Genomic DNA, 26,673 nt, shown 5'->3' with positions numbered 1-26,673 from the left:
TCAAAACCTCGATAGAGCAGGGAAACAAGGTTCGCATGAGTTCGCAGCACAACGGAGAAGCGGGGCGCAAACGTGATCCGCTATTGTTCAACAAGATCGCGGGCGGCGTGCTGTCGGCGGGGTTGGTGCTTTGGATCGGTGTGCATATTGCCGACTTCCTCACCGCCAGCAAGGCACCGCCAAAGCCGGTGGTGGCGGCAGCGAGCACGGCCCCTGCGGCGGCGGCGGCGATTCCCTCGATTAACGGGTTGATTTTGAAGGCCGATGTGAAAAAGGGTGCGGCTTTTGTGCAGCAGCAATGCTCGGCCTGTCATAGCGTCAATCAAGGCGGTGCGAACGGGGTGGGACCGAATCTCTATGGGGTGATGGGCGCGCCGATGTTTGCGCATGCCGGGTATCATTTCTCCTCGGCGGTAGAAAAAGTTGCCAAGGGGAATTGGGGCTATCAAAAAATGAATGAATGGCTGCTCGATCCGCAGACATTCGCATCGGGCACGCGGATGGGGTATCCGGGCATCAAGAATGATGTGCAGCGGGCGGATGTGATTGCCTATTTGCGCACGCTGTCGGCCAATCCAATTCCGTTGCCGTCCGCGACGGCGTCCGTGGCGAGTGCGGCGCCAGCGGCTTCGGTGGGTGATGGTGCGCCTTCGATCAAGCCGTTGTATGCGTCAGCGGTGATTAGCAAGGGTCAGTCATTCTTTGAGCAACAATGCTCGGCCTGCCATTCGATCAATAAGGGCGGGGCTGCGGGTGTTGGCCCGAATTTATATGGCGTGTTGCAGGGGCCGATGTTTGCGCATCCGGGCTATAGTTTCTCGGGCGCGGTGAAGAAAATCGCGGCAGGCAATTGGACGCCGCATAAGATGAATGATTGGTTGTATAACCCGATGAAGGATGCGCCGGGGACGCGGATGGGCTATCCGGGGATTAAGAATAATCAAGTGCGGGCCGATGTGATTGCATATTTGAATGCGCAATCGGATAAGCCGGACACGTTGAAATGAGTCTCGCCGCCATCGGCTTCGCTGCGGCTGCGGAAGCGGCAGCGGACGCCGCTGGCGCGGTGATTAGGCGGTATTTTCGCGCCTCGATCGATGTCGATATCAAGGATGACCAAAGCCCGGTGACGCTTGCGGATCGGGGCGCGGAGGCGGCGATTCGCTCGGTGCTGGCGGCGCATTATCCGCATCATAGTTTCATCGGCGAGGAGTTGGGCGGGACGGCGCAGTCGCGCTATACATGGTTGATCGACCCGATTGATGGGACGCGGGCGTTTATTACCGGGCGGGCGAGTTTTGCCACGCTGATTGCGCTGCTCGATGGCGAGACGCCGATTCTCGGCTTGATCGATCAGCCCGTGACCGGGGAGCGTTGGCTCGCTCATGGCGGGCAATTGCAGTTTACCGGGGCGTTTGGCGGCAAGCCGGGCGGGCGGAAATTGCCGGGGCTGGCGCAGGCGGAATTGTCATGCACCACGCCGGATATGTTCGATGCCGCGCATTATCAGCGGTTCCGCGGCTTGGCCGGGGCGTGCCGACGGGTGACCTATGGCGGTGATGCCTATGGCTATGGGCTGTTGGCGCTGGGGCATATTGATGTGATTGCCGAAGCGGGGCTGAAGCCTTGGGATTGGGCGGCGTTGGTGCCGGTGATTGAGGCGGCGGGAGGCCGGATTACCGATTGGGCCGGTGCGCCGCTGCGCATGGCGAGTGATGGCACGGTGTTGGCGGTGGGTGATCAGGCCTTGCTCGCCGCGTGCGTGCGCGGTTTGGCGGGGTGAGCGCTGAGATTGCGCATCTGACGCTGGACTCTGCTTCGCTTGATCAATGGTTGGGGCGGTGCGAGGCGGTGCATCGGGCGCGGGCGCACCGGTTTTATTTTCGCGAAGGATTTGCCATCACCGCCTATAGTTTCCGCAAGGCGCTCAGCGACAACACGCCCTGATTGCCGCCGTGAGGTCGGCGGTGGTGGCGGTGCCGCCGAGATCCGGGGTTTTTGGAGTGGCTGGATTGCCCAGTGCGGTCTCGATGGCGTGCATGATCCGTGCTGCGGCTTCGGTTTCGCCCAGATGATCGAGCATCATCGCGCCGGCCCAGATGGTGCCGACCGGGTTGGCGATGTTTTGGCCCGCAATGTCCGGGGCGGAGCCGTGGACGGGTTCGAACATTGAGGGGAATTGGCGCTCCGGGTTGAGATTGGCGGAGGGGGCGACGGCGATGGTGCCGGTGACGCCGGGGCCGAGATCCGAGAGAATATCGCCAAATAGGTTGGAGCCGACCACCACGTCGAACCGTTCGGGGGTCATCACGAAGCGGGCGGCGAGAATGTCGATATGGTATTGATCGGTGCGGATCTCGGGATAATCGGCGCTGATTGCGGCGACGCGCTCATCCCAGAAGGGCATGGTGTGGAAAATACCGTTGGATTTGGTGGCGGAGGTGACGTGGGGCCGGTTGAGGCGGCGGGCGAGGTCATAGGCGTAGCGTAGGATGCGATCCGTGCCGAAGCGGGTGAAAATGCTGGTTTGTTCGACAAATTCGCGCTCGGTGCCAGCGAACATGCGGCCACCGACCTGGGAATATTCGCCCTCGACATTTTCGCGCACCACCCAGAAATCGATGTCGCCGGGTTTTTTGCCGGCGAGCGGGCAGGGCACGCCGGGCAGCAGGCGCACCGGGCGCAGATTGACATATTGGTCAAAGCTGCGGCGGATCGGGATCAGCAGGCCCCAGAGCGAAATATGATCCGGCACGCCCGGATAGCCGACCGCGCCGAGATAGATCGCATCGAAATCGGCGAGTTGGTGCAGACCATCATCGGGCATCATTTTGCCGGTGGCTTTGAAGGTTTCGCAGCTCCAATCGAAATGCTGGTAGCGGAGCGCAAAGCCGCTCGCGGCGGCGACCTGATCGAGCACGGTGATGGCGGTGGGGATGACTTCGCGCCCGATGCCATCGCCTTCAATGACGGCGATGCGGTAGGTTTTGCTCATTTTTTCGCTCCTATTTGGAAGGCGGTGGGGTCGGCAATAACCTCGCGGGGCCAGCGGCGATGCAGCCAGAGCCAGGCGCCGGGGGATTGGCGGATCCAGGCTTCGAGCCGATCATTGATCGCTTGGGTGAGGGTAGCAATGTTGGCTTGGCGGTCACCTTCGGTGGGGAGATCGAGCGGTGGCTCGATGGTCAGGCGCAGCCGGGCCGGGCCGATGCGATCAACGCGACCCGGGATCAGTGGGCAGCGGAATTTCAGGGCAAAGGCGGCGGCAGCGGGGGCGGTCATGGCGGGTAGGCCGAACAGCCGGGCTTCGATGCCGTCATTGAGTTTTTGATCGACCACCATGCCGAGACGGCCACCGCGTGCGAGATGGGCGTAGGCGGCGCGCGCACCGCTCGCCCCTTTCGGGAACATCGGGATGTCGGCGCGCACGCCGGCACGGCGCAGCGATAGGATCAGCGCATCGACGCCCGGATTGGCCGCAGCGCGATAGACCGAGGAGGCGAGGATGCCCGCGCGGGCGGCGATGGGCGGAAAGGCTTCCCAATTGCCGAAATGGGCGGAGAAAAAGATCGCGGGGCCAGCGCCCAGCGCTTTGAGATGGTCGGCGCCGACCAGTTCGAAGCCGGGGCCGGTGCTGGTAAAATCGAGCGTTGCGAGATGGGGGAGTTCGCCGATGGTGCGGCCCAGATTATCCCAGACCGCGCGGATGATGGCGCGGCGGCTTGGTGCGTCGCATTCGGGCATCGCGGCTTGCAAATTCCGATCAGCGACGCGCGAGACCGGCAAGAGCGGGCCGATGGTCCGGGTGATCGCACCACCGAGGGCGCTGGCCCGCGCAGGGCTGAGATGGGAGAACATAGCGAGGGCGAAACGGGCGCTGAATAATTCGAGTTTTTGTTGAAAATTCATGGGAGTAGAGCGTCGAGTTGATCGGGTGCGTCAAAGATCAGCTCGGCTTTCACCACGATGCAGGCTTGGCGGAACGGGTCGGACAATTTCACCTGATCCTTTTCGGTGGTCACCAGGATTGCTTGGTGCCGAGCGGCGAGGCCGGCCAGATGGGCGCAATCGGCGTTTGTATAGCGGTGATGATCGGGCAGCGCCACGCTGGCCATCAGGATGGCACCGCAGCCACGCAGGGATTCGAAGAATTTTTCCGGGCGGCCAATGCCCGCAAAGGCGACGACGCGCAGATTTTCGAGCGGCACCGGGCTGATTGGCGCGATATGGGCGGTGAGCACGGGCAGGCTGGCGGGGAGGGCTGTGCCAGCGTGGCTGGTATCCGCACCGATCAGCACGGCGCAGGCGCAGCGGGCGGCGGCTGCTGTGATGGGTTCGCGCAGCGGGCCAGCGGGGAGGACGCGGCCATTGCCAAAGCCGAACCCGCCATCGATCACCAACAGCGACAGGGTTTTTTGCAAAGTGGGGTTTTGCAGCCCGTCATCCATGATCAGCCGGGCGGCGCCGCTCGCGATGGCGAGGCGGGCGCCGGCAGCGCGATCCCGTGCCACGATGGTGGGCGCGGTTGCGGCGAGGAGGAGGGGTTCATCGCCGACATCAGCGGCGCGATGGCGGGTGAGATCGACCGCGATCGGGCCGGCGAGGCGACCGCCATAGCCCCGGGTGAGGGCGAAGGCGGGAATTGCGCGCGCCTGGTAGCGCGCGAGCAGGGTGCGCACCAGCATGGTTTTGCCGCTTCCGCCGACGGTGGCATTGCCCACGCAAATGACCGGGATCGGGCTGATCATGCCGGTTTGCGCGATGCGGCGGGCGGTGAGGCGGGTGGTGAGGCTTGCGAGGGGGCTGAGCAGGCGCGGCAGCAGGCCATCATGGCGCCAGAATTGCGGGGCGCGCATCAGAGCATCGCCTCGATCCGGCTGGCGAGGCGCCAGGGCAGTTCGGCACCTTGGGCGCAGGCGGCTTCGCTGGCGGCACCGAGGGTGCGGACACGATCCGGGTGGGCGAGCAGATCGGCCAGAATCGGGGTGAGGGTTGCTGGCGTGACATCGAGCAAAGCGTGGGCGGCGCGTAAATGATCGGCGATTTCGGTGAAATTTTCGACATAAGGGCCGGTGAGGATGGCGCAGCCGAGCTGGGCGGCTTCGATCATGTTATGGCCGCCAATCGGGATCAGCGAGCCGCCGATCAGGGCGATCGGGCAGAGCCGGTAGAACAGGCCAAGCTCGCCCAACGTGTCGGCGAGGTAAATGCCGCCTGGTTTGGGGGTTTGCGCCTGCGAGCGGCAAGCGACCGGGAGCGATCCGGCGAGGGGGATGATGGCGCGCGCGCGTTCGGGATGGCGCGGGGCGATCACGGTGATCAGGTCGGGGTAATCAGCGAGCAAAGCGCGGTGGGTTGCCAGAATGATCGCGTCCTCGCCCTCATGGGTGGAGGCGGCGAGAAACCAGCGATTGGACAAGGTGGCAAGGCTGGCGCGGGCTTTGGGGTGATCGGGCAAGGGTGGGGCGGAGAATTTCAGATTGCCCCAGCACAGCACATCGCGCATGCCAAGACGCTGCAGGGCGGCGGCGTCTTGGGCGGATTGTGCGGCGATCCAGGCGAAGCCGCCGAACAGGGCGCGGGCCGCGGCGGGGGCGCGCGCCCAGCGCCGGGCGCTGCGCGGCGAGAGCCGGGCATTGAGCAAGATGCGCGGGATGGCGCGGGCATCAAGTGCGGTGAGCAGGTTGGGCCAGATTTCCGACTCGATGAAAATGGCCAAATCTGGCTGCCAATGATCGAGAAAGCGATTGCTGGCGGCTTGGGTGTCGAGCGGGACGAATTGATGCAGCGCATGGGCGCGGGCGGCGGCGAGGCGCGCCGAGGTGAGGGTGCCGGTGGTGAGCAGCACCGAGATTTTCGAGCGCTGGGCCAGAAGATTGACCAAAATCAGGCTCGACATGGTTTCGCCCATGCTGGCGGCGTGAACCCAGATGAGTTTGTCGGCGGGGCGGGCGATGGAGGCGTGGCCAAACCGCTCGGCCAGGCGATCCGCTTGTTCTTTGCCGCGCGCGGCGCGGCGGGCGAGGTAGCGGGGCAGCAGCGGCGCGATCAGTCCGGTTGCGAGGCGATAGGTGGTGAGGCTTAGCGGCATAGGGCCCAGGCGCGCTCCAGCGCGGTGTTCAGTCCATTCTCGATCAGCGGCAGAGCGGTCTGCCAGTCATCGCGACCGATGGTGAGCGGGGGCAGGGCGACCAAAGCGCCACGGCTGAAGGGAAGCGGTATTCGCATCCGATCCCAGCCGCCGGTGGTGATGGCGGCGCGGGTGATGGCGGCGGCGCAGAAAATCGGCACGCCGGCGCGGGCGGCGAGTTGGGCGACGCCGGGGGCGGCGCGGTGGCGCGGGCCGCGCGGGCCATCCGGGGTGAGGCCGATCGGGTGGCCGGTGGCGAGCAGTTTGAGCAATTGGCGCAGGCCAGACGCGCCGCCGCGTGAGGTGGAGCCGGGGACGGTTTCGATGCCGAAGCGGCGCATGGCGCGACCGATCAATTGGCCATCGCGATGGCGGCTGGCGAGAACATGGCCGATGGGCAAGGCGGGATCGCGCGCCGCAAAACGCCAGAGTGCGGGCATGCTGGGCAGGCATTCATGCCAGAAGGCGACGATGCAAGGCGGGCGGGCGCGCAGCGCGTGCAGGAGCGAATCCGCCTCGATCCGCCAGCGCGTGGTGGCGATGGCGCTTTGCACGTAAAGCCCCGCCCCATCGGCGGCGATTTGGCGAAGCCGGTCTGAGTGAAAAAGCGAATCGCGCATGGCTTCGGCGGTAGCATTTGTGCTCCGCGCCGTCATCCTCCCGAGCGGCGCCGACTTGGGGGCGCTTGGTGGGCTGAGGCGGGATCGGGCGCTGCGCGATCAATGGCGGCGGCATTATCGGTCGCGGGCGGGCGTTGTGCGGCGAGCAGAGTGGCGAGGGTGCGAAAGCTGGGGGTGCGCGGGTCTGAACGGCGCCAGACGAGGCCGATTTCGCGGCCCGCGGCTTCATCATTCAGCTTGCGGCAGCAGACCAGGTCTTGCAATTCGGGGCGTGCGGTGACGGCGAGGGCGGGCAGCAGCGAATAGCCTTCGCCGGCGGCGATCATTTGCCAGAGGGTTTCCAGGCTGGTGGCGTGGCGGGTGACGGGTTTGGCATCGCACAGGCTTAACGCTTGATCGCGCAGGCAATGGCCGTCTTCGAGGAGCAATAAATCATCGGCGGGCAGCGAATCGAGCGACAGGATCGGCAGGGTGGCGAGCGCGTGACCGGGTGGGGTGGCGAGCAGGAAGCGCTCGAAAAATAACGGTGCGGCGATCAGGCCGGGGCGCGGCACGGGCAAGGCGAGGAGCAGGAGATCGAGCGAGCCATCGAGCAGGCGATCGATCAGGCGGGCGGTGCGGCCTTCGGTGAGGCGGAGCGACACATCCGGGCGTTCCTGGCGCAGCAGGCGGAGCAGGAAGGGCAGGTAATAGGGGCCGAGCGTTTCAATGGCGCCGAGGGCGATTTCGCCGGAGACCCCGTCATGCGGGCCGTGCGACAAGGTGAGCAGATGGCGGGCTTCGAGCATCACCCGTTCGATTTGGACGAGTAGGGCGGTGCCGGTTTGGGTAGGGGCGACGCGGCGCTTGGTGCGTTCGAAGAGCGGGGTGCCGAGAATCGCTTCGAGCTTGCGGATTTGTTCGGACAAAGCGGGTTGGGAGACGCCGCAGCGTTCGGCGGCGCGGCCAAAATGGCGCAAGGCGGCGACGGCTTGGGCGTATTCGAGATCGCGGAGCGAAAGGCCGACCAGCGAGCGGGGATGATCGGTGGTGGGCGCTCCGGCAGTTGAGGATTCTGATGGGGGGATTGGCGGCGCGTTGGGCGGCATGGTGATTTATAGGAGCGAATATCGGCGGCGCAAAAGGCCGGTTTGCGGCGGGGCGTCGTCAATATCGGCGAGGGGGCGCAGCAATTTGATCCGGCGGCGGGGGAAATTGCTGGTGGTGTCCGCGAGCGCGTGGGCGCTGGACCAGCGTGTATTGGCGAAGGGGGTTGCCGGGCGGCGGGCGGATTGGCCGATCAGCCAATAGCCGCCATCGGCGGCGGGGCCGAATACGGCGTGATGGCCGCGCAGGACATGCAGGGCGGTGCGCAGATCGGCTTCGGTGATGCCGGGGATGTCACTGCCGATCAGCACGACCGGGCGGCGTGGAAACCGGGCGATGGCGCGCTGCATTCGGGCGCCGAGATCGCCTCGGCCTTGGGGCAGGCGGGTCCAGCCCGGCGCGTGAAATTTGGCATGATGATCGGGGGTTGCGGCGATGATGCGGGTGACGCCGCGCAAGGGTCGCAGGCGGCGCAAAAGTTTTTTCAGCAGGGTGCGTGACAAATTGAGCGCGGCGCGGTCACCGATTTGGCGGGCGAGGCGGCGCTTGCCGACACCAAGGCGGGGGATGCGGGTGAAAATGATTACGACCGGGCGGCTCATCGGCGATAATCGGCGGCGAGCGGGGTGTGTGGCGTGCGCAGAAAGCGCAGCAGGCGGGTGAGGTTTTGCGCCGCACGGCGCAGCCAGCCATCGCGGAGATAGGCGCTGGGATCGGTGGTGATGCACAGATCAAGCGGGGCGAGGCGGCGGCGACCGAGGCTTTGGGCGAGGGCGACATCTTCCATCAGCGGTAAGCCGGGCATGCCGCCGATGGCGGTGAGCAAGGCGGGATGGATCAGCAGCGATTGATCGCCATAAGGCAGGGCAAACAGGGCGCAGCGGAGGCGCACGCCGAGCTCCAGCAGGCGGGCGCGGGGATCGGCACTGTCAAAGCGCAGCCTGCCATAATAAGCACGGTTGGGGTGGGTGTAGGCGGCGCGAACAGCGTCGGGCCAGTTGGGCGGGAGCGCGCTATCGGCGTGGAGCAGCCACAACCAGCTTTCGGGGTTGATGCTTTGGGCGAGGGCGATGCCGCGCTGGAATTGGCCGCCGCGTCCGGGCGGGCCATCGATCAGATGCGCGCCTGCTTGTTGGGCGATTTGCCTTGTGGCGTCGGTGCTGCCGCCATCGCTGATGATGATCGTGCAGGCAGTAGTGGGGTTGGCAGAGGTAAGGCTGGCGAGCAAGGCGGGCAGGTGCGCTGCTTCGTTCAGGGTGGGGATGATGACGCTGAGGGGCGCTTCACAGCGGCTGGCCGGGTTCATCCACGCCGCCAGCGGAGAAAAAATTCGAGGAATGCTAGGCTGCGGGCAGAGGTGTGATTTTGGCGCCATTGGCCGGCGACCGCGCGGATTGCTTCGCTGCGGGTGGGGTAGGGGTAGATGGCGCTCATTAGTTTTTTTAAGCCGAGCTTGTGTTGCATGGCGAGGGTGAAGCCGGTGAGGATTTCGCCGGCTTGGGTGCCGACGATGGTGGCGCCGAGGATTTGGTCGGAGCCGGGGCGGGTGAGCACGGTGATGAAGCCTTCAATGTCGGCTTCGGCGATGGAACGGTCCAGCTCGGAAAAATTATAATGGGTGGTCTCAAAGGCGATGGCGCGGGCTTTGGCTTCGCGCTCATTAAGGCCGACGCGGGCGATTTCGGGGCTGGTATAGGTGACGGCGGGAACGGCGTGATAGCGCGGCTTGAAGCGCCAGAACGGCGCGAGCAGGGCGTTGAGGGCGGCGAGGCCGCCTTGATAGCCGGCCATATGGGTGAGTTGGTAGGGGCCGGAGACATCGCCGCAAGCATAGATGTTGGGGAAGCGTGTTTGCAGGGCCTCGCCGGTTTCGATGATGCCGGTTTTGCCGAGCGGCACGCCTAATTGTTCCAGCCCGTAGCCGGTGACGCGTGGTTTGCGACCGATGGCGACCAGGATGCGATCAAAGGGAATGTCGAGGCTTGTGCCGGCGTGATCGGCGCGCAGGCTGTAGGTGCTTTCCTGGTGATCGACGGCGACGGCGCGGTGGCCGGTGCGGATGGTGACGCCGTCACGCGCCAGGAGCGTGACCATGGCGGCGGAGACGGCGTCATCTTCGCGGACCATCAGCCGGTCGGCCATTTCGACCAGGGTGACTTGGCTGCCCAGCCGGGCAAAGGCTTGGGCCATTTCGCAGCCGATCGGGCCGCCGCCGAGGATGACGAGACGGGCGGGTAGGGTCTCGATGTCCCAGAGGGTTTCGGAGGTGGCGAACGGGCAGTCGGCGAGGCCGGGCAGGGGTGGCACGAACGGCTCGGCACCGGCGGCGATGATGATGGCGCGCGTGGTGAGGGTTTCGCCGTTGATGGTGACGCTCCAAGGGCTGGTGATGGTGGCGTGGCCGCTGCGCACATCGACGCCGAGTGATTGATAGCGCGCGATGGAGTCGTGCGGGGCGATCCCGGTGATGGCGGCGTGAACGGCGGCGCGGGCGGCGGCAAAATCAGCGCCGTGGCGGGCGGCGTGGAGCAAGGCTTTGGAGGGGACGCAGCCGGAATTCAGGCAATCACCGCCCATCCGTGCGGCCTCGATCAGGGTGACTTTGGCGCGCACGGCGCTGGCGACATAAGCACTCACCAAACCGCCAGCGCCTGCGCCGATGACCACCAGATTGCGATCAAAGCGCTTCGGACGGGTGAAGCCGGCATAAGCGCGACGGGCGGCGAGCTGGTTGCGCAGGAACGGGGCGGCGATGGGCAGGGCAGCGAGGAGCAGCAGGCCGATGATCAAACGCGGGGTGAGGATCGCCCCGTGCTGGCCGAGCGTGGTGAGGCTGGCTCCGGCGTTGACATAGATCAGGGTGGCGGGGAGCATGCCGATTTGGCTCGCGAGATAGAAGCGGCGAAGCGGCAATTGGGTGAGGCCGGCGAGGAGATTGACCGCAACGAACGGGACCACCGGGGCGAGGCGGAGCGAAATCAGGTAGAGCGCGCCATCGCGGGCGATGCCTTGATCGATGCGGGCAAACAGGCCGGGGAAGCGGGCGAGCGCGCCGTCGCGGAGCAAGAATCGCGCGGTGAGAAAAGCAAGGCTCGCGCCGATGGAGGAGGCGAAGGAGACCAGGATGCTGCCTTCGATGACGCCAAACAGCGCGCCAGCGCCGAGGGTGAGGATGATGGCGCCGGGGATCGAGAGGGCGGTGGCGGCGATGTAGAGCGCGAAATAGGCGGCAGCGCTGATGATCGGGTGATCAGCGATGATGGTGCGCAGGGTGGTGGCGTGATGTTGTAGATTGGCGAGCGTGAGGGTGTGGCTGCCGAGCTGGGTGGCGATGGCGATGATCAGGATGACCAACAGGCCGAACAGCAGGGGCCGGGTCAGGGTGGATCGGGGTTGGGTGGTGCTGCTCATCGGGCGTTCATGCAGGAAGACGCGCCGAAGACGCAAAAGCGGGCGCAATGGGGATGATCGAGCGTGACCGGGCGGGCGGCGGCGGCGAGGGTGGTGCCGAGCTCGAAACGCGGTGCGTAAGGTAACAAGGTGCAGGCGACGAGGCTGGCTTGGGCCGCACCTTTGCGCTGGACCACCATGCGCGATGTGCGGCACATGGCATCGGCCCCGCGCGGGGCGAGGGCGGCCCAGGCGGCGGCGCTCACGCCTTGGACCGGGTTGGGCGTGCTCATTTCGGGGAACAGCACGAGATGGGTGGGATCATCGGCGCTGATCGGCCAGTTTTGCGCGGCGAATAAATCAGCGAAGCCAGCGCGGGTGGCGGCTTCGCTCTCTTGCGTGGGGTCAAATCGGGCGGCGATTGAGGGTGAAAAACCGGCGTTGAACAGGGTGTTGAGGCCCGCGAGCGCCGGGCCCCAGGCTTGGGCGCCGCGCAGGGTTTCGTGGCCGGTTTGGGTGTAATGATCGAGCGAGACGCGGAGTGCCAATTGGGAACCATGGGCTTCGCGCAGGCATTGCAGCGCGGGGAAATGGCGCTGGAGCGGGCGCATGGCGTTGGTGAGCACCAAGCTGCGATAGCCATGGGCGAGGGCGTCGCTGAGCATTTCGATGATTGCGGGGTTCATGAAGGGTTCACCGCCGGTGAAGCCGATTTCGCGCAAAGCGGGTTGGGTGGCGCGGGCTTCATCGATGATCCGGGTGAATTCGGCGTGCGAGAGATAAGCGAGGCGATCATTGCGCGGACTGCTTTCGATGTAGCAGCCGGCGCAGGCGAGATTACAGAGGGTGCCGGTGTTGAACCAGAGCGTTTCGAGCTGATCGAGCGGGATTTGGGCGATGGGGACTGTTGGCGATGCTGGGATCGGGACCGGAATCGAGGCGGGCAGGTGGATGGTCTGCGGGGTTTGCGGCTGCGCGGTGGCGGCGCGTTCGGGCAGGGGCAGAATATCGAGATTGGGCCAGATGCCGGTCTCGATCGCGTCGGCGTAATCATGGGGCAGCCCGGCGCGGCGGATGGCGGCGGCGGCGGCGTGATGATCGTAGCTGAGCGGGTGGGTGGTGAGGCGAAAACCGTTGGGTTGCGGGGTGAGCACGGAATACCAGCCACGGGGCGTGCCGTCATTCGCGGGGAGGCCGATGGCGCCGGCATTATGCCAGATTTGGGTGCCGATGAAGCGGGTGAAGCCGAGGCCGCAATGGCCGGCGATGACGCCGTCGCAGAGGGTGGCAGCGATTTCGGGGGCGAACAGCGCATCGGGGTCCGAGGCGAAGATGAAACGATTAATTTGGCTGGGCGCGCCATGCACGATGGCGAGGCGGTGATCGCCGATCAGAAGGTCGATCCGGCGCGGCAGGGTTTGCATCCAGTTTTTGGCATCATCATCGAGATGGCGGCGCGCATGGCTGAACCAGCTTGCCGCCAGCATATCGCAGGCCGAGCCGGGGGTGAAACCGCAGCCGCAATCGAGCGCATCGGCGGCCAGTTGTTCTTCGCAATTGCCCATGACGGTGGCGATGTTGTGGGTGCGGATCAGATCGATACAGGCTTGCGGGTCCGCGCCATAGGCGATGATGTCACCGGTGCAGACCATGCGCTCGGGCGGGATGCCGTGGCGGTTGGCGGCGTCGAACAGGGCCATGGTGGCTTGGAGATTGCTGTAATTGCCGCCGAAAATCAGCATCGGGCCATCGGCGAGCAGCAGCGTCGGGGCGGCGGCGGTGGGAGCCTTGAGCGGCGCATCAAACATGGGCGAGCGGCTCCGGGCTGAGTTGTTCGAGCGAGAGGCCGCGCGCTTCGACCCCGCCTTGGCGGCGCCAGATCAGGATGGCGAGCGCGCCCATGGCCCAGAAGCCAGCGAGCATAAGCAAAGCCGCCGGCATGCTGCGCGCGCCGACATAACCGACCAGGAACGGCGACAAGGCCGCGCCGATGCGCCCGATGGCGACCGAGGCGCCGATGCCGGTGGCGCGCAGGGCGGTGGGGAACAGTTCGGAGAAGGTGGGGTAGGCCGCGATCCAACTGCCGGTGGCGAGCATGTTCACACCGGCGAAGCCGAGCATGATCGCGCCCGCGCCGAGATGGACGGAGGCGGCGAAGCCGACCAGGCTGAGGGCGGTGGCGAGATAGAATAGCCCGACGGTCCAGCTGCGGCCAAGACGCTCAAGCAGGAAGGCGGCGGCGAGTCCGCCGATGAGGGCGCCGACGCTGCCGGCGAGATAAAAGATTGGCAGGCGGGCGGGCGGTAGATGCAAGGCGGGGAGCACCACGATCGGGAGAAAGGCGAACAACCCGTAATAGCCGGAGGCTTCGGCGAAATCGAGCGCGGCGCCGAGGGCGAGGCGACCGGGATAGAGGCGGATGAGGCGGATCAGGCTGTTGGCTTCGCGGCGCACGCGATGGCTGATCGGGGTGGCGGCGGGTGGGCGGATATTGGTCAGGCCCGCTTCGATGCTGGCGATGATCACCCGCGCGTCATCGGGCCGCCCGGCATCGAGCAGCCAGCGCGGGCTTTCGGGCAGATGACGGCGGAACCAGGCGGCGGAGAGGGCGATCAGGCCGCCCAAGCCAAACACCACGCGCCAGCCGATATCGGCGGGCAGAGCCGCGAGGGCGAGCCAGGCGAGCAGGGCGGCGACGAAGCTGCCGATGGGCCAGAAATTCAGCACGATGGCCGAGGCGCGACCACGCGACCGGCTGGGCACCAATTCGGCGATGGCGGCGTTGATCGCGGAATATTCAGCGCCGACGCCGATGCCCGCGATCAGGCGCAGGATCAGCAAGGAGGCGAGATTGGGGGCGAAGGCGGTGGCGAGGGTGGCGAGGCCATAGAGCACCAAGCTGGCCAGGAACACGCGCCGCCGACCATAGCGGTCAGCAAGGATGCCAAAGCCGGAAGCGCCGATCATCAGGCCGGCGAACCAGGCAGCGAGAATGAAGGACATGGCGTTGCTGCCGAGGTGAAAATGGTGGCGCAGCGCGCCGAGCACATTGCCGATCAGCGTGACTTCGAACGCATCGAGCGCCCAGCCGAGGCCGAACAGCAGGACGATGGCGGTGTGAAACCGATTCCAGCGCAGATTGGACAGGATATCGAGCATGGCGTGATCGGCGCGGGCGGTTTCATGCGGCAGGGCCATTCGATCTCTCATCGGTCAGGGGAAAAGGAGCGTGTGTTGGTATTACGTCAAAGCGCGTAATTTGGTTACATCGGGATCGACCGAAGAATTGCAGCCTGTGATCGATGAGGGGTCTGGGTTGGTTTGCGTTCGGCCTGGAAATACCGTTATTGGCATGAGGTTAATATTGATAGGGGTGCCTTGTGCCAAACGCCATGATCCGAATGATGCTGGGTTTTGTTGCTGCGGTTTTGTCGGTGCTGACATTTCACCAGGGAATGTGGGCGGTGCTGCATGGGGCGGGGATGATGCCGCCGGCATATCAATTGACCAAAGTGCCGCCGTTGGGGGTGCCGCTGCTGGTTGATTTATGTTTTTGGGGCGGGGTTTGGGGCGCGGGTTTTGGGCTGATTTTATCCTCGGTGACCGGGCGATCGCCGTTATGGGTGCTTGGGCTGGCGCTGGGCGTTGCGGCTGCGCTGGTGGGCATGTTTGTGGTGCCGACGTTGAAGGGCCATGCGCCGAGCGGCTTGCCGCCATTGGGGGTGTGGGAACGCTCATTGCTGATTAATGGCAGTTGGGGGCTGGGGGTTGGGATTATTTTGCCACTGCTGTTGCAGGCGGTGTCCCGGCGGCGTGCGGTGATTTGAGCGCTGATCAAGCTTGAGTGGCGATGATGAACCGGGACATTGCGGCGCGTAACCATTTGGTGCTGATTGGCGGCGGACATAGCCATGTCGAGGTGCTGCGCCGGTTGGGGCTCGCGCGGCTGGAGGCGGTGCGGGTGACGGTGCTTGGGCGCGATCGGTTCACGCCCTATTCGGGGATGCTGCCCGGTGTTGTCGCCGGGCATTATAGTTTTGAAGATGCGCATATTGATTTGAAACCGCTCTGCGATTTCGCCGGCGCGACATTGATCCAGGATCGGGCGGTGGGGCTTGATCCGGAGCAGCGGCTGGTGCGCTGTGCGGACGGGCCGCCGATTTCTTATGATATTTTGTCGATCAATATCGGATCATCGCCGAATTTGAACGCGGTGCCGGGGGCTGAGGCGGTGGGTGTGCCGGTGAAGCCGATCAACGGATTTTTGGCCTATTGGGACCGGTTGGTGCCGCGTGTGCTGGCGGCCAGCGGGAAGTTGCGGATTGCGGTGATTGGCGCTGGGGCCGGTGGCGTGGAGATGGTGCTCGCGGTGCAATACCGGCTGAGCCAGTTGCTCGCGGCGCAGGGGCGCGATCCGGCGCAGGTGACCTATGCGCTGTTTGGCCGGTCTGATCGGGTGTTGGCGGGCTATCCGCCGGCCATGCAAGTGCGGTTTGAGCGGATTTTGCGCGAGCGGGCGATTGAGCTGCATTGTAACGCGGTGATCAGCGGTGCCGAGCCAGGTTTGCTGCGCTGTGCCGATGGGCGCGATTTTCCGGCGGATGAGATGTTGTTCGTGACTGAGGCGCAGGCACCGGCTTGGCTGCGCGAGGCGGGGATTACGCTTGATCAGCGCGGGTTTATTGCGGTTAATTTGGCGCTGCAATCGCTCTCGCATCCGGCGATTTTTGCCGCCGGTGATGTTGCCAGCGTGATCGGCGCGCCGCGCCCGAAGGCGGGGGTGTTTGCCGTGCGGCAGGGACCGCCTTTGGCGGAGAATTTGCGGCGCAGTTTTATCGGCGGCAAGCTGATTTATCATCAGGCGCAGCGCGAGGCGTTGGCGCTGCTGAGCACCGGTGATCGTTATGCCGTGGCGAATCGGGGGCGCTGGGTTGTAGGCGGGCGTTTGGTATGGCGCTGGAAAGATTGGATCGACCGGCGTTTTATGCGCCGCTATCAGATGCCATCCGCGGCGGATTGAGGGCGGGGTTTGGGTTCGATCACCCGCAGGAATTGCTGTGCCATCGCGTGATAGACTGGCTGTTTGCAGATCAGACGCGAGGAGAGCGTGCCGAGAATGGCGGCGATGCCGACCGGGACGGTCATGGCCGGATCGCTGGTCATTTCGATGACAATCACGGTTGCGGTAAGCGGGGCTTGCACCACGCCGGCGAAATAGCCGGCCATGCCGATCATGGCGAAGGCGGCGACCGGCACGCCGGGCACCAGATAGGAGAACATGGTGCCTTCGCCGACGCCGATGGCCAGCGAAGGCGCGAAAATGCCGCCGGGAATCCCGGATAGGTAAGAAAGCAGGGTGGCCATGAATTTCAGGGGCGCGAAATCAAGCGGCGGTAGGGTGCCGGAGGTGAGGGCGGCGCGGGCTTCGCTATAGCTGGCATCGAAAATCTGGCCGTGGGACAGAAATCCGAGGATCGCGAGGCCAAGGCCGCACAAGCCAGCGAAGGCGACCGGCTGATTTTGCGCGAGCTGGTTGATCAGGCGGGGCATCACCCGCGCCGGGGCGATCAGGATACGCGCGAACAGGCCGCCAGCGAGGCCGCCAAGCACGGCGCAGATGGGCACCAGCAGCCAGATCGGGCTGAGGGGCAATTGCGCGGGGGAGGTGCCGAAATAAGGATGGTAGCCGAGCACCAGCAGGAGCGTGACGCCGCTGGCGCAGGCGGCGAAAATGATTGAGCGCACTTGCCGATCATCGAAGCTGCGCGCCATTTCTTCGATGGCGAACACCACGCCCGCGACCGGTGCGTTGAAGGCGCAGGTGATGCCAGCGGCACCGCCCGCGAGGATCAGCAGGCGCTGGAGGGCATGGGTGCGTTCCATGCCGATGCGCCCGCAGAGATTCATCACCGCGCAGCCGATTTGCACGGTGGGGCCTTCTTTGCCAATCGAGGCGCCGACGGCAAAGCCCATCAAGGTGAGCAGGAATTTGCCGATGGCGATGCGGAGTGACAACACCTGATCGACGTTATTGTGATCCTGCATGTTCAGCCCGGCCATGGCTTGCGGGATGCCGGAGCCTTGCGCGCCGGGAAATACCCGGCGGGTGAGCAGCACGATCAGGGCGAGGCCGGCGGGGCAGAGGACGAAGGTCAGCATTTCATGGCCGGTGGTGAGATGGGCGAACAGGGCGCTGGCGCGCACCACGCCGATGCCGAACAGGATTGAGATCAGCCCGGTGATGATGGCGGCGAGGATGAAAATGATGTTTCGCTTCAATATCGTCATGCCGATGATCGCTCCCATCGCGGTGGCGTGCGCCCTGTGACTGTTCTTGCGCGGCCTCTATAGCGGCGTCGGCGCTGAGTTGACAGGGTGGCGCTGGCGGCTTCAATGCGCGACGGTATGATTAAGGATATGATGGTGCCCACTGAGCTTTACTTGCCCACTATGCTTTACCTGCATGACACCAAGACCCGTGCGCGCCGGGCGTTTGTGCCGCGCGATCCCGCGCATGTGACGCTCTATGTGTGCGGGCCGACGGTGTATGATCTGGCGCATATTGGCAATGCGCGATCGGTGGTGGTGTTTGATGTGTTGGTGCGGCTGTTGCGGGTGCTTTATCCACGGGTCACCTATGCGCGGAATATTACTGATATTGACGATAAAATTAACGCGCGCGCGCGGGCCGAAGGGGTGGCGATTGGCGAGGTGACGGCGCGCACCACGGCGTGGTTTCATCGGGATATGGCGGCGCTTTATGTGCGGCCACCGGATATTGAGCCACGGGCGACCGAGACGATCCCGGAGATTATTGCGATGATCGAGCGCTTGATCGGGCTGGGTCATGCCTATGCGGCGGCGGGGCATGTGTTGTTTGCGGTGGCGACCGATCCGAATTACGGCAAATTTTCTGGGCGTTCGCCGGATGAATTACTGGCCGGGGCGCGGATCGATGTCGCGGCTTATAAGCGCGATCCGGGTGATTTTGTGTTGTGGAAGCCGTCTGACCCTGAATTGCCGGGGTGGGATAGCCCGTGGGGGCGCGGGCGACCGGGTTGGCATATTGAATGCTCGGCGATGATCCATAAACATTTAGGCGAAACCATCGATATTCATGGCGGGGGTAGCGATTTGCTGTTTCCGCATCATGAGAACGAGATGGCGCAATCATGCTGCGCGTTTCCGGGGGCGGAATTTGCCCGCTATTGGCTGCACAATGGGATGTTGCAAGTCAATGGCGAGAAAATGTCGAAATCGCTGGGGAATTTTCGCACGGTGGCGGATGTATTGGCGCAGGCGCCCGCTGAGGCGGTGCGGTTGTTGTTGTTGAAGACCCATTATCGCAGTCTGCTCGATTTTACCGATGCTGGATTGCAGGAGGCCAAGCGTGAGCTTGATCGGTTTTATCGGGCGTTGCGGGCGCATCCGGGCGTTGAGGATGCGGCGCCGTTGCCGGATCGGGTGTTGGCGTGTCTGGCGGATGATTTGAATGTGCCAGGGGCGATTGCGGCGCTGCATCAATTGGCCGACGCGGCGTTGGCGGGTGATCGTGCGGCGACGCGTGGGATGAAGGCGGCGGGTGCGGTGCTGGGTATTTTCAATCATGAGCCGGAGGCCTGGTTTGTTGGCGAGATCGATCAGGGGCGGGTTGATGCGCTGATTGCGCAGCGGGCTGCGGCGCGGCAGGCGAAAAATTTTGCCGAGGCGGACCGGCTGCGCCAGGAGATCGAAGCGATGGGGTTGATCCTTGAGGATGGTCCGGGCGGGTCTTCCGTGCGGAAAGCTTGAGCGATGACCGCGCGCGATGAGGGGGCGGATTTAAAGCCGATTGATCCATCGCCGGTGGTGATTTTGGTGCGCCCGCAATTGGCTGAGAATATTGGCTCGGTGGCGCGGGCGATGGGCAATGGCGGGTTGTTTCATTTGCGGCTGGTGGCGCCGCGCGATGGTTGGCCGCAGGAGCGGGCGATGCGCACGGCGTCCGGTGCGTATCGGATTTTGGAGGCGGCACAGGTTTTTGAAAATGTCGCCGAGGCGGTTGCCGATTTGCACCGAGTGTTTGCGACCTGCCCGCGCCCGCGCCATATTGTCAAGCCACTGCTCTCCGCGCGCGGAGCGGCTTTGGAGCTGCGCGCGATTGGTGACCGGGGCTTGCGGATGGGGATTTTGTTCGGGCCGGAGCGGGCGGGGCTGGATAATGATGATATTGCCCATGCCGATAGTTTGATCCGCTATGCGTTGAACCCGGATTTCATGTCGCTCAATTTGGCGCAGGCGGTGATGGTGATGGCGCATGAATGGTGGATGGCGGCGGATGAGACGGCGCCGCGCCGGTTGATGACGCATAAGACCCGAATTGCGACCAAGGGCGAGCTTGAGAATTTTCTGAGCCATTTGATTGCGGAATGCGATGCGTCCGGGTTTTTGCGCAACGCGCCGAAGCGACCGGGGATGGTGCGCAATATCCGGCATTTTTTTCAGCGTGGCGAGGTGACCGAGCAGGAATTGCGCACGTTGCATGGGATTATCACCGAGTTGGCGCATGGGCGGCGTGATCGGGCGCCATAACGGCCAGGGCAAACCAAAGGAGCGAAAAAATGTCGGCAAGTCATTGGGATGGGGCGTATCAACGCAACGGCGCGGAAGCGGTGAGTTGGTTCGAGCCTCGGCCTGCGCTGTCCTTGCGGTTGATTGCCGCCTGCGGGTTGGCGGCGGATGCGCCGATGGTGGATATTGGCGGGGGGGCTTCGGGTTTGGCTTTGGGGTTGCTGGAGCTTGGCTATCAGCGACTGACGGTTTTGGATATTTCGGCGGCGGCGCTGGCGCTGGCGCGCGACCGGATGGGGGCGGCGGCGGAGCGGGTTGATTTTGTGGTGGGCGATGCAACCGATTGGCAGCCCAAGACGCGGTTTGCGCTGTGGCATGACCGGGCGGTGTTTCATTTTCTCACCGAGCCTGCGGATCGGGCGCGGTATATGGCGATTTTGCGGGAAGCGGTGCTGCCGGGCGGGTTTGTGGTGATGGCGAGTTTTGCGCCGGACGGGCCGGAGCGGTGCAGCGGGCTGCCGGTGCGCCGCTATGATGCGGATTTATTGCTGGCGGAACTAGGCGATTCGTTTGCGCTAGTGGAGACGCACCGCCATGCGCATCAGACGCCGGGCGGTGCGGTGCAGAATTTTATGTATGCGCGGTATCAGCGCGCCGTGTGATCCTCATGGCCGAGATAGTCGATGGCGGCTTGCACGCCGCCGCGCGCGAACGGGGCATGGGTGGCGGCGAGGGCGAGTTCGACCACGCCGAGGGTGCCGAGCAGCATCGGCTCGTTCAGATCGCCCATATGACCGATGCGAAACAGCTTGCCGCCGAGTGGATCGAGACCGCTGCCGAGTGAGACATTGAAGCGGTCATAAGCGATTTTGCGCACCAATTCGGCATCGTGACCCTCGGGCATCAGCACGGCGGTGACGGAGTTGGAGCGGCGGGCGCGATCGGTGCAGAAGAAACTGACGCCCTCATTGCCGCTCCAGACCGAGACGGCGCGGCGGGTGGCTTCGGCGAGGCGGGCATGGCGCTGCCAGACCCGTTCGAGCCCTTCGGCTTCGATCAGGGCGATGGCTTCGAGCATGCCATAGAACGGGGCTGTGGGCACGGTGCCCATGAAGCTGCGATGCCGGCGCGCCATCATCAGTGACCAATCGAAGTAAAAGCGCGGGAGTTTGGCGTGCTGATGTGCGGCGAGGGCTTTGGCGCTGACGGCGGTGAAAGCGAGGCCGGCGGGGAGCATCAGGCCTTTCTGGCTGCCGCCGACTACGGCATCGATGCCCCATTCATCCATGCGAAATTCAAGCGAGCCGAATGAGGAGATGGTATCGACCAGGAGCAGGGCGGGATGGCTGGCGGCATCGAGGGCGGCGCGGATTTCGGGGAGCGGGAGCGCGACGCCGGTTGAGGTTTCGTTATGGACGATGCAGACGGCTTTGATCCGGTGGCTGGTATCGGCGGCGAGGGAGGCTTGTAGGGCCGCGACATCGACACCGCGCCGCCAATCATGATCGGGGGCGATCAGTTCAAGGCCGAAACGCTGGGCGATTTTGCCCCAGGAGGCCGAGAAATAGCCGGCTTGGGGCATCAAAATGGCATCGCCGGGCGAGAACAGATTTTGCAGCGTCGCTTCCCACGCGCCGTGGCCGGTGGCGGCATAGAGGAAAACGTCTTGACGGGTCAGCAGCAGGCGCTTCAGCCCGGCGACGGCTTGGTCATAAATGTCGAGGAAATCGGCGGCCATGAAATCGATGGTGGCGCGGTCCATGGCGCGCAGGACGGAATCGGGGATGTTGGTCGGTCCAGGATTGGCAAAAAACAGCCGTCCCGGTTTGCGCGGCGCCATTGGTGATCTCCCTGTTGTCAGATGCGGCGATGGATTCTGTGCAAATACCTAATAGCTACGCAGCTATTTGCAACCTCGCCAAAGCTTGCGAACTGCGATAGCAGCACGGCGAGAGGATGGTGGCATGGCGTATAGCGTGAAGGAAATTTTTCTGACCTTGCAGGGCGAGGGCCGCAATGCGGGGCGGGCGGCGGTGTTTTGCCGGTTTGCCGGGTGCAATTTATGGAGTGGTCGCGAGCAGGATCGGGCCACGGCGGTATGTTCGTTTTGCGATACCGATTTTATCGGCACCGATGGTCCGGGCGGCGGGCGGTTTTCCGCGCCTGAGGCATTGGCACAGGCTGCGCGCGCGGCGTGGCAAGCGCCGAGCTTGGAGGGCGCGATGGTGGTGTGTACCGGCGGCGAGCCGTTTTTGCAGCTGGATGCGCCATTGATTGCGGCGTTGCATGAGGCGGGATTTGCCATTGCGGTGGAGACGAATGGCACGATGGTGCCGCCCGCCGGGATTGATTGGTTATGCGTCAGCCCGAAGGCTGATGCGCCGATGGTGATTGAGCGGGGCGATGAGTTGAAATTGGTTTATCCGCAGCCAAAGGCGCTGCCGGAGCGCTTTGAAGGGTTGGATTTCGCGCATTTTTTGTTGCAGCCGATGGATGGGCCAGCGCGCGCGGAGAATACGGCGGCGGCGATTGCGTATTGTTTGGCGCATCCGCGCTGGCGCTTATCGATGCAGACGCATAAATATCTTGGGATTCCATAATGTTTGAGGTGAGTAAGCAGTTTCGCTTCGAGGCGGCGCATACGCTGCAGCGTGTGGGGTTGGGGGCGGAGACCGAGGCGGCGAGCCGGCGGATCCATGGTCATTCCTATCGGGCGGAGGTGACGATCTGCGGTGAGCGCGATGCGCAGGGGATGGTGCTGGATTTGGAGCGGGTTGCTTCATCGCTGGCGCGGGTGCGCTTGCTGCTGGATCATCAGTTTTTGGATGATGTGGCCGGGTTGGGTCCGGCAACGCTGGAGAATTTGGCGGCGTTTATTTGGCGCGGCTTGGAGGCTGAGCTGCCCGGCATGATCCGGGTGGCGGTGTATCGCGATAGCGAGGGGGATTGCTGCATTTATCGTGGCTGAGGTGGCGCGTTGTGGCTTGGCGGTGCCGGTTAGGCTTGTTTGGTGAGCCAGTGGGTAAGTGCCGGGATGATGCGGTGCTGGGGCTGAAAGCCGGCGGTGACCAGCGCGTAGTTCTGTGTTGGGTCGGTGCCCACGATCAGGGTGGGGAAGCCGGTGACGCCGGTTTGCTGGCTGATGTGGAAATCTTGCCATGTTTCCTGGTGGAGTGACGGGTCCGCTAGGTCTTCAGCGAATTTGGCTGGGTCAAAGCCGAGTTCGGCAGCGAGTTCGGCGAGAATGTGCGGCTGGGTGATGTTGCGATTTTGCGCATAGAAGGCGCGATGCAGGCGATCGAGCAAGTCGAGCGCGGCGTCAGGCGATCGGCGGCGGGCGAGCACCACGGCGCGGCAAGCCGGTTCGGTATCATAGATGAAATCATCGCGCTCGAAGAAGGCGAGATCGAATTTCTGGCCGGAGGCTTCCTGCACATGCGCCCAATGGCTGCGGATGCTGGCTTTGGCGTCCGCGTCCATGATCGTGGTGGTGCCGGGGCGCAGGCCACCGAGGATGACCCGGCAGGGCAGGCGGGTGTCAAATTCGGTGCGAATGGCGCGCATGACTGGGGCGAAGCCATAGCACCATGAGCACATCGGATCGGCGAAATAGATCAGATGGGGCGAGTTTGCGGGCTGGGACATGGGCGCTCCGTGCGGATGGGCGAAGGACATCGGTCATATCGGTTGATTTATAGTGATCGTTCTATTATAGAAGAAAAGATGATGCAAGCGGGAGAAAAATTCTGATGGCGCGACCACGCATGGTGAGTGATGCGACGGTGCTGGATCGGGCGGTTGGGGTGTTTTGGCGCCATGGCTACGCCGATGCGTCGTTACGCGATCTGACCGGCGCGACCGGGTTGAGTGCGGCGTCGTTATATCATCGGTTTGGGGACAAGGATGGGTTATTTGCGGCAGCGCTCGCGCATTATGCCGATCAAGGCTTGACGGCGCGCCTCGCGGATCTGGCGGCTTGTGACGATCCGTTAGAGGCGATGGAGCGATTTTTCGCCGAGATTGTTGGCTTATCGATGGATGATCCGGATCGGCTAGGCTGTTTTTTGGTCAATACTGTGCTCGATGGCGGCGCGATGTCTGCGGAGGCGCGGGCGTTGGCGTGGGCGCGGCTGCGCGAGGTTGAGGCGTTTTTTCGCGAGCGGATTGCGGCGTTGCCCATGCGGGGGAACGCTCCGGCGCTTGATCCGGTGAGTTTGGCGGAGAGTTTGATGGCGATTGTGCTGGCGATCCGGGTGCTGGCGCGGTTGGGGCCTGAGCGCGCGCGGTTGCAGCGGTTGGTTGATCATGCGTTAGCGCCGCTGCGTGAGGTGGTTTAGGGCTGATAATCGCGGCTGTCTTTGATATTTTAATGTTAGGGAAAGGTTGTTGATCATGGAGAAAACGGCAAAATTGCATGCGGGCCAGAAGATGGAACCGCTCACGTTCAAGTGCTTGGACGGTGCGGCGTATCAGTTTGGTGGCGCCGGGGCGTGGCAGGCTTTGATTGTGTATCGGGGCCAGCATTGCCCGATTTGCACGGGGTATTTGGGCAAGATTAAGCAGCGACTTTCGAGCTTTGAAAAGCTTGGCGTGCAGGTGGCGGCGCTGTCAGCCGATAATGAGGCGCAGGCGCGGGTGACTTTTGACAAGGTGCATCCGAATTTCCCGCTGCTTTATGGGCTCGATGAGGCGGGGATGCGCGCATTGGGCTTGTATATTTCGCAGCCACGATCAGCCGCGGAAACCGATCATCTCTTTCCAGAGCCCGGCTTGTTTGTGGTTAACCCAGAGGGGGCGTTGCAGATTATTGATATTTCGAATGCACCATTTGCGCGGCCTGATCTTGATGTTTTGCTGGGCGGACTCGAATTTGTGATCAACAATGCGTATCCGGTGCGGGGCACGCATCGATGAGGGGCCTGACCGGGATCAAAGCCTGTGTTTTCGATGCTTACGGCACTTTGTTCGATTTTGGCTCAGCGGTGGCGCGCTGCGCGGATATTCCGGATGAAAAGCGCGCAACTTTGATTGGTTTATGGCGGGATAAGCAAATTCAATACACCTTGCTGCGCAGCATGCAGGACCGGTATGCTGATTTTGAACAGGTTACGGGGGAAGCGCTTGATTTCGCGCTGGAGAGTGTGGGGCTGACCGATGCGGGGCGGCAGCGCGCTTTGATGGATTTATATCGCACAGTGTCGGCCTATCCTGACGTGAAGCCGATGTTAGAGGCGTTGAAAGCGCAAGGGCTGGTGACGGCGATTCTCTCGAATGGCACGCCATCGATGCTGGCAGCGGCGGTTGCGCATGCGGGGATTGGGGCGCAGCTTGACCATGTTTTGTCGGTTGATCAACTTGGTGTGTTCAAGCCTTCGGGGCGGGTTTATCAATATGCCGTTGATCGGCTGGGGATTGCGCGCGAGGCGATTTGTTTTGTGTCTTCCAATGGCTGGGATGCTTATGCGGCTGCGGCTTTTGGCTTTCAAGTCGCGTGGTGTAATCGCAGTGGCCAGCCACCGGAGCGTCTGCCCGGGCAGCCCAGCTTGTTGTTAGAGAATTTGACTGCGTTGCCAGGACAGATCAATTCTCGATAAGGTGAGCAACCGGCCCTTGGGGTGTTGGCGTGTTTGTGGGGGTTAAACGCAGCATTGTGGACGATGATCAGACCGAATGGGTGACTTGGTTGATTGCGGCCCAGCACGGGGATCGGCGGGCTTATGCGGCGTTGCTGACGGCGGCGGTGCCGTGGCTGCGGCGGCGGGCGCGGGGGCGGTGGCCGCAGGTGAGTGGTGCGGATATTGAGGACATCGTTCAAGAGACGTTGCTCGCTTTGCATCGCAGCTTGGATTTATATCAGCCGCCTCGGCCCGTCGCGCCGTTTTTATTTGGGATTATGAAGTTGCGCGGCGCTGATGTGCGCAGGATGCGTGCGCGCCATGCGATGCGCGAAGCGAATTTGGATGATCTACCTGTAACCTCTCCCGCTATTGCGACGAATGCAACTCAGGAGGCGGCACTCGACCATGCCGCTATGCACGAGGCGATGGCGACATTGAGCCAGCGCGATCGGGAGATTTTGGATATGATGAAAATGCGCGAGATGAGCTTGCAGGAGGCTTCTGCCCATTCGGGGTTGAGCATTGCGACGCTCAAAGTTGGCACGTTTCGCGCAATCAAGCGGTTGCGCCGGGCGATGGGGGTTGATGATGCGCCCTGACCAATTGATCGATAATCTGGTGGCGGATTTGCAACCGGTGCGCCGGGCACCTTCACCGGCACGCGCTTTGGCGATTTGGCTTGCAGTGACGGTGCCCTCGCTCGGGCTGGTGATTTGGTTGATGGGATTGCGCCCAACATTGCCGTTGCGCCCTGAGTTTTTGCTCGATCAGGCCTTGGCGCTATCAACGGCGGTGATTGCGGCCTATGGCGCGGTTTGCGCGGGGCGCCCTGACCAGCCGACATGGAAGCTGGCGCTACCGGTGATGATGATGATGCTGTGGTTTACAGTGATGGTGGGGCAATGCGCCTTGATGACCATCGGTGGCAAGCCGGGGGTGCTGGCGTTGCATATCGATTTTGCGTGCGTTCCGGCAATGGCGCTGGCTGGGTTCATCCCCTCGATCACGATGGTGCTGCTGTTGCGGCTTAGCCCGATTTTCCGCACGACCCATGCGTGTCTGTGTGGTGCGCTGGCGGCGACGGCGGCGGCGGAATTTGCGTTGCGGCTGTTTCACGCGGAGGGTAGTTTTCTAACCTTGCTGGTTTGGCAGATGGGCAGTGTGATTTTGCTGACGATCAGTGGCAGTTTGATTGGCAAGTGGGTGTTAGCGCACCTGCCTGGCGGGATACGAAGCAGACGGATTGAGGCTTGATGTGTGGCCGATCAGTGATGACGTT

The 26,673-nt window shown here is 63.5% G+C and carries 29 protein-coding genes; 15 read left to right on the top strand and 14 right to left on the bottom strand.

Annotation, left to right across the window (positions count from 1 at the left end):
- Positions 1-35 precede the first annotated feature (35 nt).
- From ACYUCQ_RS13635 to ACYUCQ_RS13625, 3 genes are read left to right on the top strand one after another with little or no spacing between them, the layout of a single operon-like run.
- Complete coding sequence (locus ACYUCQ_RS13635) at positions 36-1,007, top strand: c-type cytochrome (protein ID WP_460255099.1); 972 nt, start codon at positions 36-38, stop codon at positions 1,005-1,007.
- Positions 1,004-1,783 (top strand): inositol monophosphatase family protein, encoded by a 780-nt coding sequence (locus ACYUCQ_RS13630; RefSeq protein WP_460255098.1) that lies wholly within the window; start codon positions 1,004-1,006, stop codon positions 1,781-1,783. Before ACYUCQ_RS13635 ends, ACYUCQ_RS13630 begins: the two co-directional genes overlap by 4 nt.
- Positions 1,780-1,947: a hypothetical protein gene (locus ACYUCQ_RS13625; protein ID WP_460255097.1), complete on the top strand. Its 168-nt coding sequence runs from the start codon at positions 1,780-1,782 to the stop codon at positions 1,945-1,947. Before ACYUCQ_RS13630 ends, ACYUCQ_RS13625 begins: the two co-directional genes overlap by 4 nt.
- Here ACYUCQ_RS13625 and ACYUCQ_RS13620 read toward each other — a convergent pair.
- Genes ACYUCQ_RS13620 through ACYUCQ_RS13570 form a run of 11 tightly spaced genes read right to left on the bottom strand, consistent with a single transcriptional unit; the run spans position 1,928 to position 14,424 of the window.
- Positions 1,928-2,995 carry a tartrate dehydrogenase gene (locus ACYUCQ_RS13620; protein WP_460255096.1) on the bottom strand — a complete coding sequence of 356 codons (1,068 nt, stop codon included), beginning with the start codon at positions 2,993-2,995 and terminating at the stop codon, positions 1,928-1,930. The genes ACYUCQ_RS13625 and ACYUCQ_RS13620 overlap by 20 nt on opposite strands.
- Complete coding sequence (locus ACYUCQ_RS13615) at positions 2,992-3,909, bottom strand: LpxL/LpxP family acyltransferase (RefSeq protein ID WP_460255095.1); 918 nt, start codon at positions 3,907-3,909, stop codon at positions 2,992-2,994. Before ACYUCQ_RS13615 ends, ACYUCQ_RS13620 begins: the two co-directional genes overlap by 4 nt.
- Entirely contained in the window at positions 3,906-4,856 is a 951-nt protein-coding gene (gene lpxK, locus ACYUCQ_RS13610; protein WP_460255094.1) for a tetraacyldisaccharide 4'-kinase, read from the bottom strand. Before lpxK ends, ACYUCQ_RS13615 begins: the two co-directional genes overlap by 4 nt.
- Positions 4,856-6,091, bottom strand: coding sequence for a 3-deoxy-D-manno-octulosonic acid transferase (locus ACYUCQ_RS13605; RefSeq protein WP_460255093.1), 1,236 nt, complete (start codon positions 6,089-6,091; stop codon positions 4,856-4,858). Before ACYUCQ_RS13605 ends, lpxK begins: the two co-directional genes overlap by 1 nt.
- Positions 6,082-6,750, bottom strand: coding sequence for a lysophospholipid acyltransferase family protein (locus ACYUCQ_RS13600; RefSeq protein WP_460255092.1), 669 nt, complete (start codon positions 6,748-6,750; stop codon positions 6,082-6,084). Before ACYUCQ_RS13600 ends, ACYUCQ_RS13605 begins: the two co-directional genes overlap by 10 nt.
- A gap of 32 nt (positions 6,751-6,782) precedes the next feature.
- Complete coding sequence (locus tag ACYUCQ_RS13595) at positions 6,783-7,838, bottom strand: hydrogen peroxide-inducible genes activator (RefSeq protein ID WP_460255091.1); 1,056 nt, start codon at positions 7,836-7,838, stop codon at positions 6,783-6,785.
- Positions 7,839-7,844: 6 nt separating this feature from the next.
- Positions 7,845-8,438 (bottom strand): TIGR04282 family arsenosugar biosynthesis glycosyltransferase, encoded by a 594-nt coding sequence (locus ACYUCQ_RS13590; protein WP_460255090.1) that lies wholly within the window; start codon positions 8,436-8,438, stop codon positions 7,845-7,847.
- Entirely contained in the window at positions 8,435-9,142 is a 708-nt protein-coding gene (locus tag ACYUCQ_RS13585; RefSeq protein ID WP_460255089.1) for a glycosyltransferase, read from the bottom strand. The genes ACYUCQ_RS13590 and ACYUCQ_RS13585 overlap by 4 nt, the downstream gene beginning before the upstream one ends.
- Positions 9,139-11,247, bottom strand: coding sequence for an FAD-dependent oxidoreductase (locus ACYUCQ_RS13580; protein WP_460255088.1), 2,109 nt, complete (start codon positions 11,245-11,247; stop codon positions 9,139-9,141). The genes ACYUCQ_RS13585 and ACYUCQ_RS13580 overlap by 4 nt, the downstream gene beginning before the upstream one ends.
- The gene (locus ACYUCQ_RS13575; RefSeq protein WP_460255087.1) at positions 11,244-13,034 is read right to left on the bottom strand and encodes a radical SAM protein; all 1,791 of its coding nucleotides are present in this window, start codon (positions 13,032-13,034) and stop codon (positions 11,244-11,246) included. Before ACYUCQ_RS13575 ends, ACYUCQ_RS13580 begins: the two co-directional genes overlap by 4 nt.
- Positions 13,027-14,424, bottom strand: coding sequence for an MFS transporter (locus ACYUCQ_RS13570; RefSeq protein WP_460255086.1), 1,398 nt, complete (start codon positions 14,422-14,424; stop codon positions 13,027-13,029). The genes ACYUCQ_RS13575 and ACYUCQ_RS13570 overlap by 8 nt, the downstream gene beginning before the upstream one ends.
- Before the next feature lie 203 nt (positions 14,425-14,627).
- Here ACYUCQ_RS13570 and ACYUCQ_RS13565 point away from each other — a divergent pair, with 203 nt between their 5' ends.
- Together ACYUCQ_RS13565 and ACYUCQ_RS13560 are read left to right on the top strand one after the other, a co-directional pair.
- The gene (locus ACYUCQ_RS13565; RefSeq protein WP_460255085.1) at positions 14,628-15,053 is read left to right on the top strand and encodes a hypothetical protein; all 426 of its coding nucleotides are present in this window, start codon (positions 14,628-14,630) and stop codon (positions 15,051-15,053) included.
- 23 nt (positions 15,054-15,076) lie between these two features.
- Positions 15,077-16,246, top strand: coding sequence for an FAD-dependent oxidoreductase (locus ACYUCQ_RS13560; protein WP_460255084.1), 1,170 nt, complete (start codon positions 15,077-15,079; stop codon positions 16,244-16,246).
- Here the strand turns inward: ACYUCQ_RS13560 and ACYUCQ_RS13555 are convergent.
- Complete coding sequence (locus ACYUCQ_RS13555) at positions 16,222-17,514, bottom strand: chloride channel protein (protein WP_460255083.1); 1,293 nt, start codon at positions 17,512-17,514, stop codon at positions 16,222-16,224. The two genes, ACYUCQ_RS13560 and ACYUCQ_RS13555, sit on opposite strands and share 25 nt — an antisense overlap.
- A 129-nt stretch (positions 17,515-17,643) precedes the next feature.
- Here ACYUCQ_RS13555 and cysS point away from each other — a divergent pair, with 129 nt between their 5' ends.
- Genes cysS through ACYUCQ_RS13540 form a run of 3 tightly spaced genes read left to right on the top strand, consistent with a single transcriptional unit; the run spans position 17,644 to position 20,438 of the window.
- On the top strand, positions 17,644-19,017 hold the full coding sequence (cysS, locus tag ACYUCQ_RS13550; RefSeq protein WP_460255082.1) for a cysteine--tRNA ligase: 1,374 nt from the start codon (positions 17,644-17,646) through the stop codon (positions 19,015-19,017).
- A gap of 3 nt (positions 19,018-19,020) precedes the next feature.
- Positions 19,021-19,797: an RNA methyltransferase gene (locus ACYUCQ_RS13545; RefSeq protein WP_460255081.1), complete on the top strand. Its 777-nt coding sequence runs from the start codon at positions 19,021-19,023 to the stop codon at positions 19,795-19,797.
- A gap of 29 nt (positions 19,798-19,826) precedes the next feature.
- Positions 19,827-20,438: a class I SAM-dependent methyltransferase gene (locus tag ACYUCQ_RS13540; RefSeq protein WP_460255080.1), complete on the top strand. Its 612-nt coding sequence runs from the start codon at positions 19,827-19,829 to the stop codon at positions 20,436-20,438.
- On the opposite strand, the gene ACYUCQ_RS13535 is transcribed toward ACYUCQ_RS13540, so the two are convergent.
- Complete coding sequence (locus ACYUCQ_RS13535; RefSeq protein WP_460255079.1) at positions 20,423-21,616, bottom strand: pyridoxal-phosphate-dependent aminotransferase family protein; 1,194 nt, start codon at positions 21,614-21,616, stop codon at positions 20,423-20,425. The two genes, ACYUCQ_RS13540 and ACYUCQ_RS13535, sit on opposite strands and share 16 nt — an antisense overlap.
- 124 nt (positions 21,617-21,740) lie before the next feature.
- Between ACYUCQ_RS13535 and queE the strand changes: the two genes are divergently transcribed.
- Together queE and ACYUCQ_RS13525 are read left to right on the top strand one after the other, a co-directional pair.
- Positions 21,741-22,376 (top strand): 7-carboxy-7-deazaguanine synthase, encoded by a 636-nt coding sequence (gene queE / locus ACYUCQ_RS13530; protein ID WP_460255078.1) that lies wholly within the window; start codon positions 21,741-21,743, stop codon positions 22,374-22,376.
- Positions 22,376-22,744, top strand: coding sequence for a 6-pyruvoyl trahydropterin synthase family protein (locus ACYUCQ_RS13525; protein ID WP_460255077.1), 369 nt, complete (start codon positions 22,376-22,378; stop codon positions 22,742-22,744). Before queE ends, ACYUCQ_RS13525 begins: the two co-directional genes overlap by 1 nt.
- Positions 22,745-22,773: 29 nt before the next feature.
- Here ACYUCQ_RS13525 and ACYUCQ_RS13520 read toward each other — a convergent pair whose 3' ends face one another.
- The gene (locus tag ACYUCQ_RS13520) at positions 22,774-23,421 is read right to left on the bottom strand and encodes a DsbA family protein (RefSeq protein WP_460255076.1); all 648 of its coding nucleotides are present in this window, start codon (positions 23,419-23,421) and stop codon (positions 22,774-22,776) included.
- A gap of 104 nt (positions 23,422-23,525) precedes the next feature.
- On the opposite strand from ACYUCQ_RS13520, the gene ACYUCQ_RS13515 reads away from it, so the two are divergent.
- From ACYUCQ_RS13515 to ACYUCQ_RS13495, 5 genes are read left to right on the top strand one after another with little or no spacing between them, the layout of a single operon-like run.
- Positions 23,526-24,113: a TetR/AcrR family transcriptional regulator gene (locus ACYUCQ_RS13515; RefSeq protein ID WP_460255075.1), complete on the top strand. Its 588-nt coding sequence runs from the start codon at positions 23,526-23,528 to the stop codon at positions 24,111-24,113.
- Positions 24,114-24,168: 55 nt separating this feature from the next.
- Complete coding sequence (locus ACYUCQ_RS13510; RefSeq protein ID WP_460255074.1) at positions 24,169-24,690, top strand: redoxin domain-containing protein; 522 nt, start codon at positions 24,169-24,171, stop codon at positions 24,688-24,690.
- Positions 24,687-25,370 (top strand): haloacid dehalogenase type II, encoded by a 684-nt coding sequence (locus ACYUCQ_RS13505; protein WP_460255073.1) that lies wholly within the window; start codon positions 24,687-24,689, stop codon positions 25,368-25,370. The genes ACYUCQ_RS13510 and ACYUCQ_RS13505 overlap by 4 nt, the downstream gene beginning before the upstream one ends.
- A gap of 56 nt (positions 25,371-25,426) precedes the next feature.
- Positions 25,427-25,993, top strand: coding sequence for an RNA polymerase sigma factor (locus tag ACYUCQ_RS13500; protein WP_460255072.1), 567 nt, complete (start codon positions 25,427-25,429; stop codon positions 25,991-25,993).
- Positions 25,980-26,648: an NrsF family protein gene (locus tag ACYUCQ_RS13495; protein ID WP_460255071.1), complete on the top strand. Its 669-nt coding sequence runs from the start codon at positions 25,980-25,982 to the stop codon at positions 26,646-26,648. Before ACYUCQ_RS13500 ends, ACYUCQ_RS13495 begins: the two co-directional genes overlap by 14 nt.
- Positions 26,649-26,673: the final 25 nt, after the last annotated feature.

Source organism: Acidiphilium sp. MT5 (genome assembly GCF_054767495.1).
The sequence above is the reverse complement of the archived record's forward strand: the minus strand, read 5'-3'. Positions and strand labels throughout refer to the sequence as shown.

Bases quoted from the DNA above. Each gene is read 5' to 3' on its own strand.
- queE (WP_460255078.1), top strand. From the start codon at position 21,741: ATGGCGTATAGCGTGAAGGAAATTTTTCTGACCTTGCAGGGCGAGGGC.
- ACYUCQ_RS13605 (WP_460255093.1), bottom strand. From the start codon at position 6,091: ATGCCGCTAAGCCTCACCACCTATCGCCTCGCAACCGGACTGATCGCG.
- ACYUCQ_RS13525 (WP_460255077.1), top strand. From the start codon at position 22,376: ATGTTTGAGGTGAGTAAGCAGTTTCGCTTCGAGGCGGCGCATACGCTG.
- ACYUCQ_RS13585 (WP_460255089.1), bottom strand. From the start codon at position 9,142: ATGAACCCGGCCAGCCGCTGTGAAGCGCCCCTCAGCGTCATCATCCCC.
- ACYUCQ_RS13540 (WP_460255080.1), top strand. From the start codon at position 19,827: ATGTCGGCAAGTCATTGGGATGGGGCGTATCAACGCAACGGCGCGGAA.
- ACYUCQ_RS13510 (WP_460255074.1), top strand. From the start codon at position 24,169: ATGGAGAAAACGGCAAAATTGCATGCGGGCCAGAAGATGGAACCGCTC.
- ACYUCQ_RS13520 (WP_460255076.1), bottom strand. From the start codon at position 23,421: ATGTCCCAGCCCGCAAACTCGCCCCATCTGATCTATTTCGCCGATCCG.
- ACYUCQ_RS13515 (WP_460255075.1), top strand. From the start codon at position 23,526: ATGGCGCGACCACGCATGGTGAGTGATGCGACGGTGCTGGATCGGGCG.
- ACYUCQ_RS13595 (WP_460255091.1), bottom strand. From the start codon at position 7,838: ATGCCGCCCAACGCGCCGCCAATCCCCCCATCAGAATCCTCAACTGCC.
- ACYUCQ_RS13565 (WP_460255085.1), top strand. From the start codon at position 14,628: ATGATGCTGGGTTTTGTTGCTGCGGTTTTGTCGGTGCTGACATTTCAC.
- ACYUCQ_RS13635 (WP_460255099.1), top strand. From the start codon at position 36: ATGAGTTCGCAGCACAACGGAGAAGCGGGGCGCAAACGTGATCCGCTA.
- ACYUCQ_RS13615 (WP_460255095.1), bottom strand. From the start codon at position 3,909: ATGAATTTTCAACAAAAACTCGAATTATTCAGCGCCCGTTTCGCCCTC.
- ACYUCQ_RS13590 (WP_460255090.1), bottom strand. From the start codon at position 8,438: ATGAGCCGCCCGGTCGTAATCATTTTCACCCGCATCCCCCGCCTTGGT.
- ACYUCQ_RS13570 (WP_460255086.1), bottom strand. From the start codon at position 14,424: ATGGCCCTGCCGCATGAAACCGCCCGCGCCGATCACGCCATGCTCGAT.
- ACYUCQ_RS13555 (WP_460255083.1), bottom strand. From the start codon at position 17,514: ATGACGATATTGAAGCGAAACATCATTTTCATCCTCGCCGCCATCATC.
- ACYUCQ_RS13575 (WP_460255087.1), bottom strand. From the start codon at position 13,034: ATGTTTGATGCGCCGCTCAAGGCTCCCACCGCCGCCGCCCCGACGCTG.
- ACYUCQ_RS13535 (WP_460255079.1), bottom strand. From the start codon at position 21,616: ATGGCGCCGCGCAAACCGGGACGGCTGTTTTTTGCCAATCCTGGACCG.
- ACYUCQ_RS13505 (WP_460255073.1), top strand. From the start codon at position 24,687: ATGAGGGGCCTGACCGGGATCAAAGCCTGTGTTTTCGATGCTTACGGC.
- ACYUCQ_RS13560 (WP_460255084.1), top strand. From the start codon at position 15,077: ATGATGAACCGGGACATTGCGGCGCGTAACCATTTGGTGCTGATTGGC.
- cysS (WP_460255082.1), top strand. From the start codon at position 17,644: ATGATGGTGCCCACTGAGCTTTACTTGCCCACTATGCTTTACCTGCAT.
- ACYUCQ_RS13545 (WP_460255081.1), top strand. From the start codon at position 19,021: ATGACCGCGCGCGATGAGGGGGCGGATTTAAAGCCGATTGATCCATCG.
- ACYUCQ_RS13630 (WP_460255098.1), top strand. From the start codon at position 1,004: ATGAGTCTCGCCGCCATCGGCTTCGCTGCGGCTGCGGAAGCGGCAGCG.
- ACYUCQ_RS13620 (WP_460255096.1), bottom strand. From the start codon at position 2,995: ATGAGCAAAACCTACCGCATCGCCGTCATTGAAGGCGATGGCATCGGG.
- lpxK (WP_460255094.1), bottom strand. From the start codon at position 4,856: ATGCGCGCCCCGCAATTCTGGCGCCATGATGGCCTGCTGCCGCGCCTG.
- ACYUCQ_RS13600 (WP_460255092.1), bottom strand. From the start codon at position 6,750: ATGCGCGATTCGCTTTTTCACTCAGACCGGCTTCGCCAAATCGCCGCC.
- ACYUCQ_RS13580 (WP_460255088.1), bottom strand. From the start codon at position 11,247: ATGAGCAGCACCACCCAACCCCGATCCACCCTGACCCGGCCCCTGCTG.
- ACYUCQ_RS13495 (WP_460255071.1), top strand. From the start codon at position 25,980: ATGATGCGCCCTGACCAATTGATCGATAATCTGGTGGCGGATTTGCAA.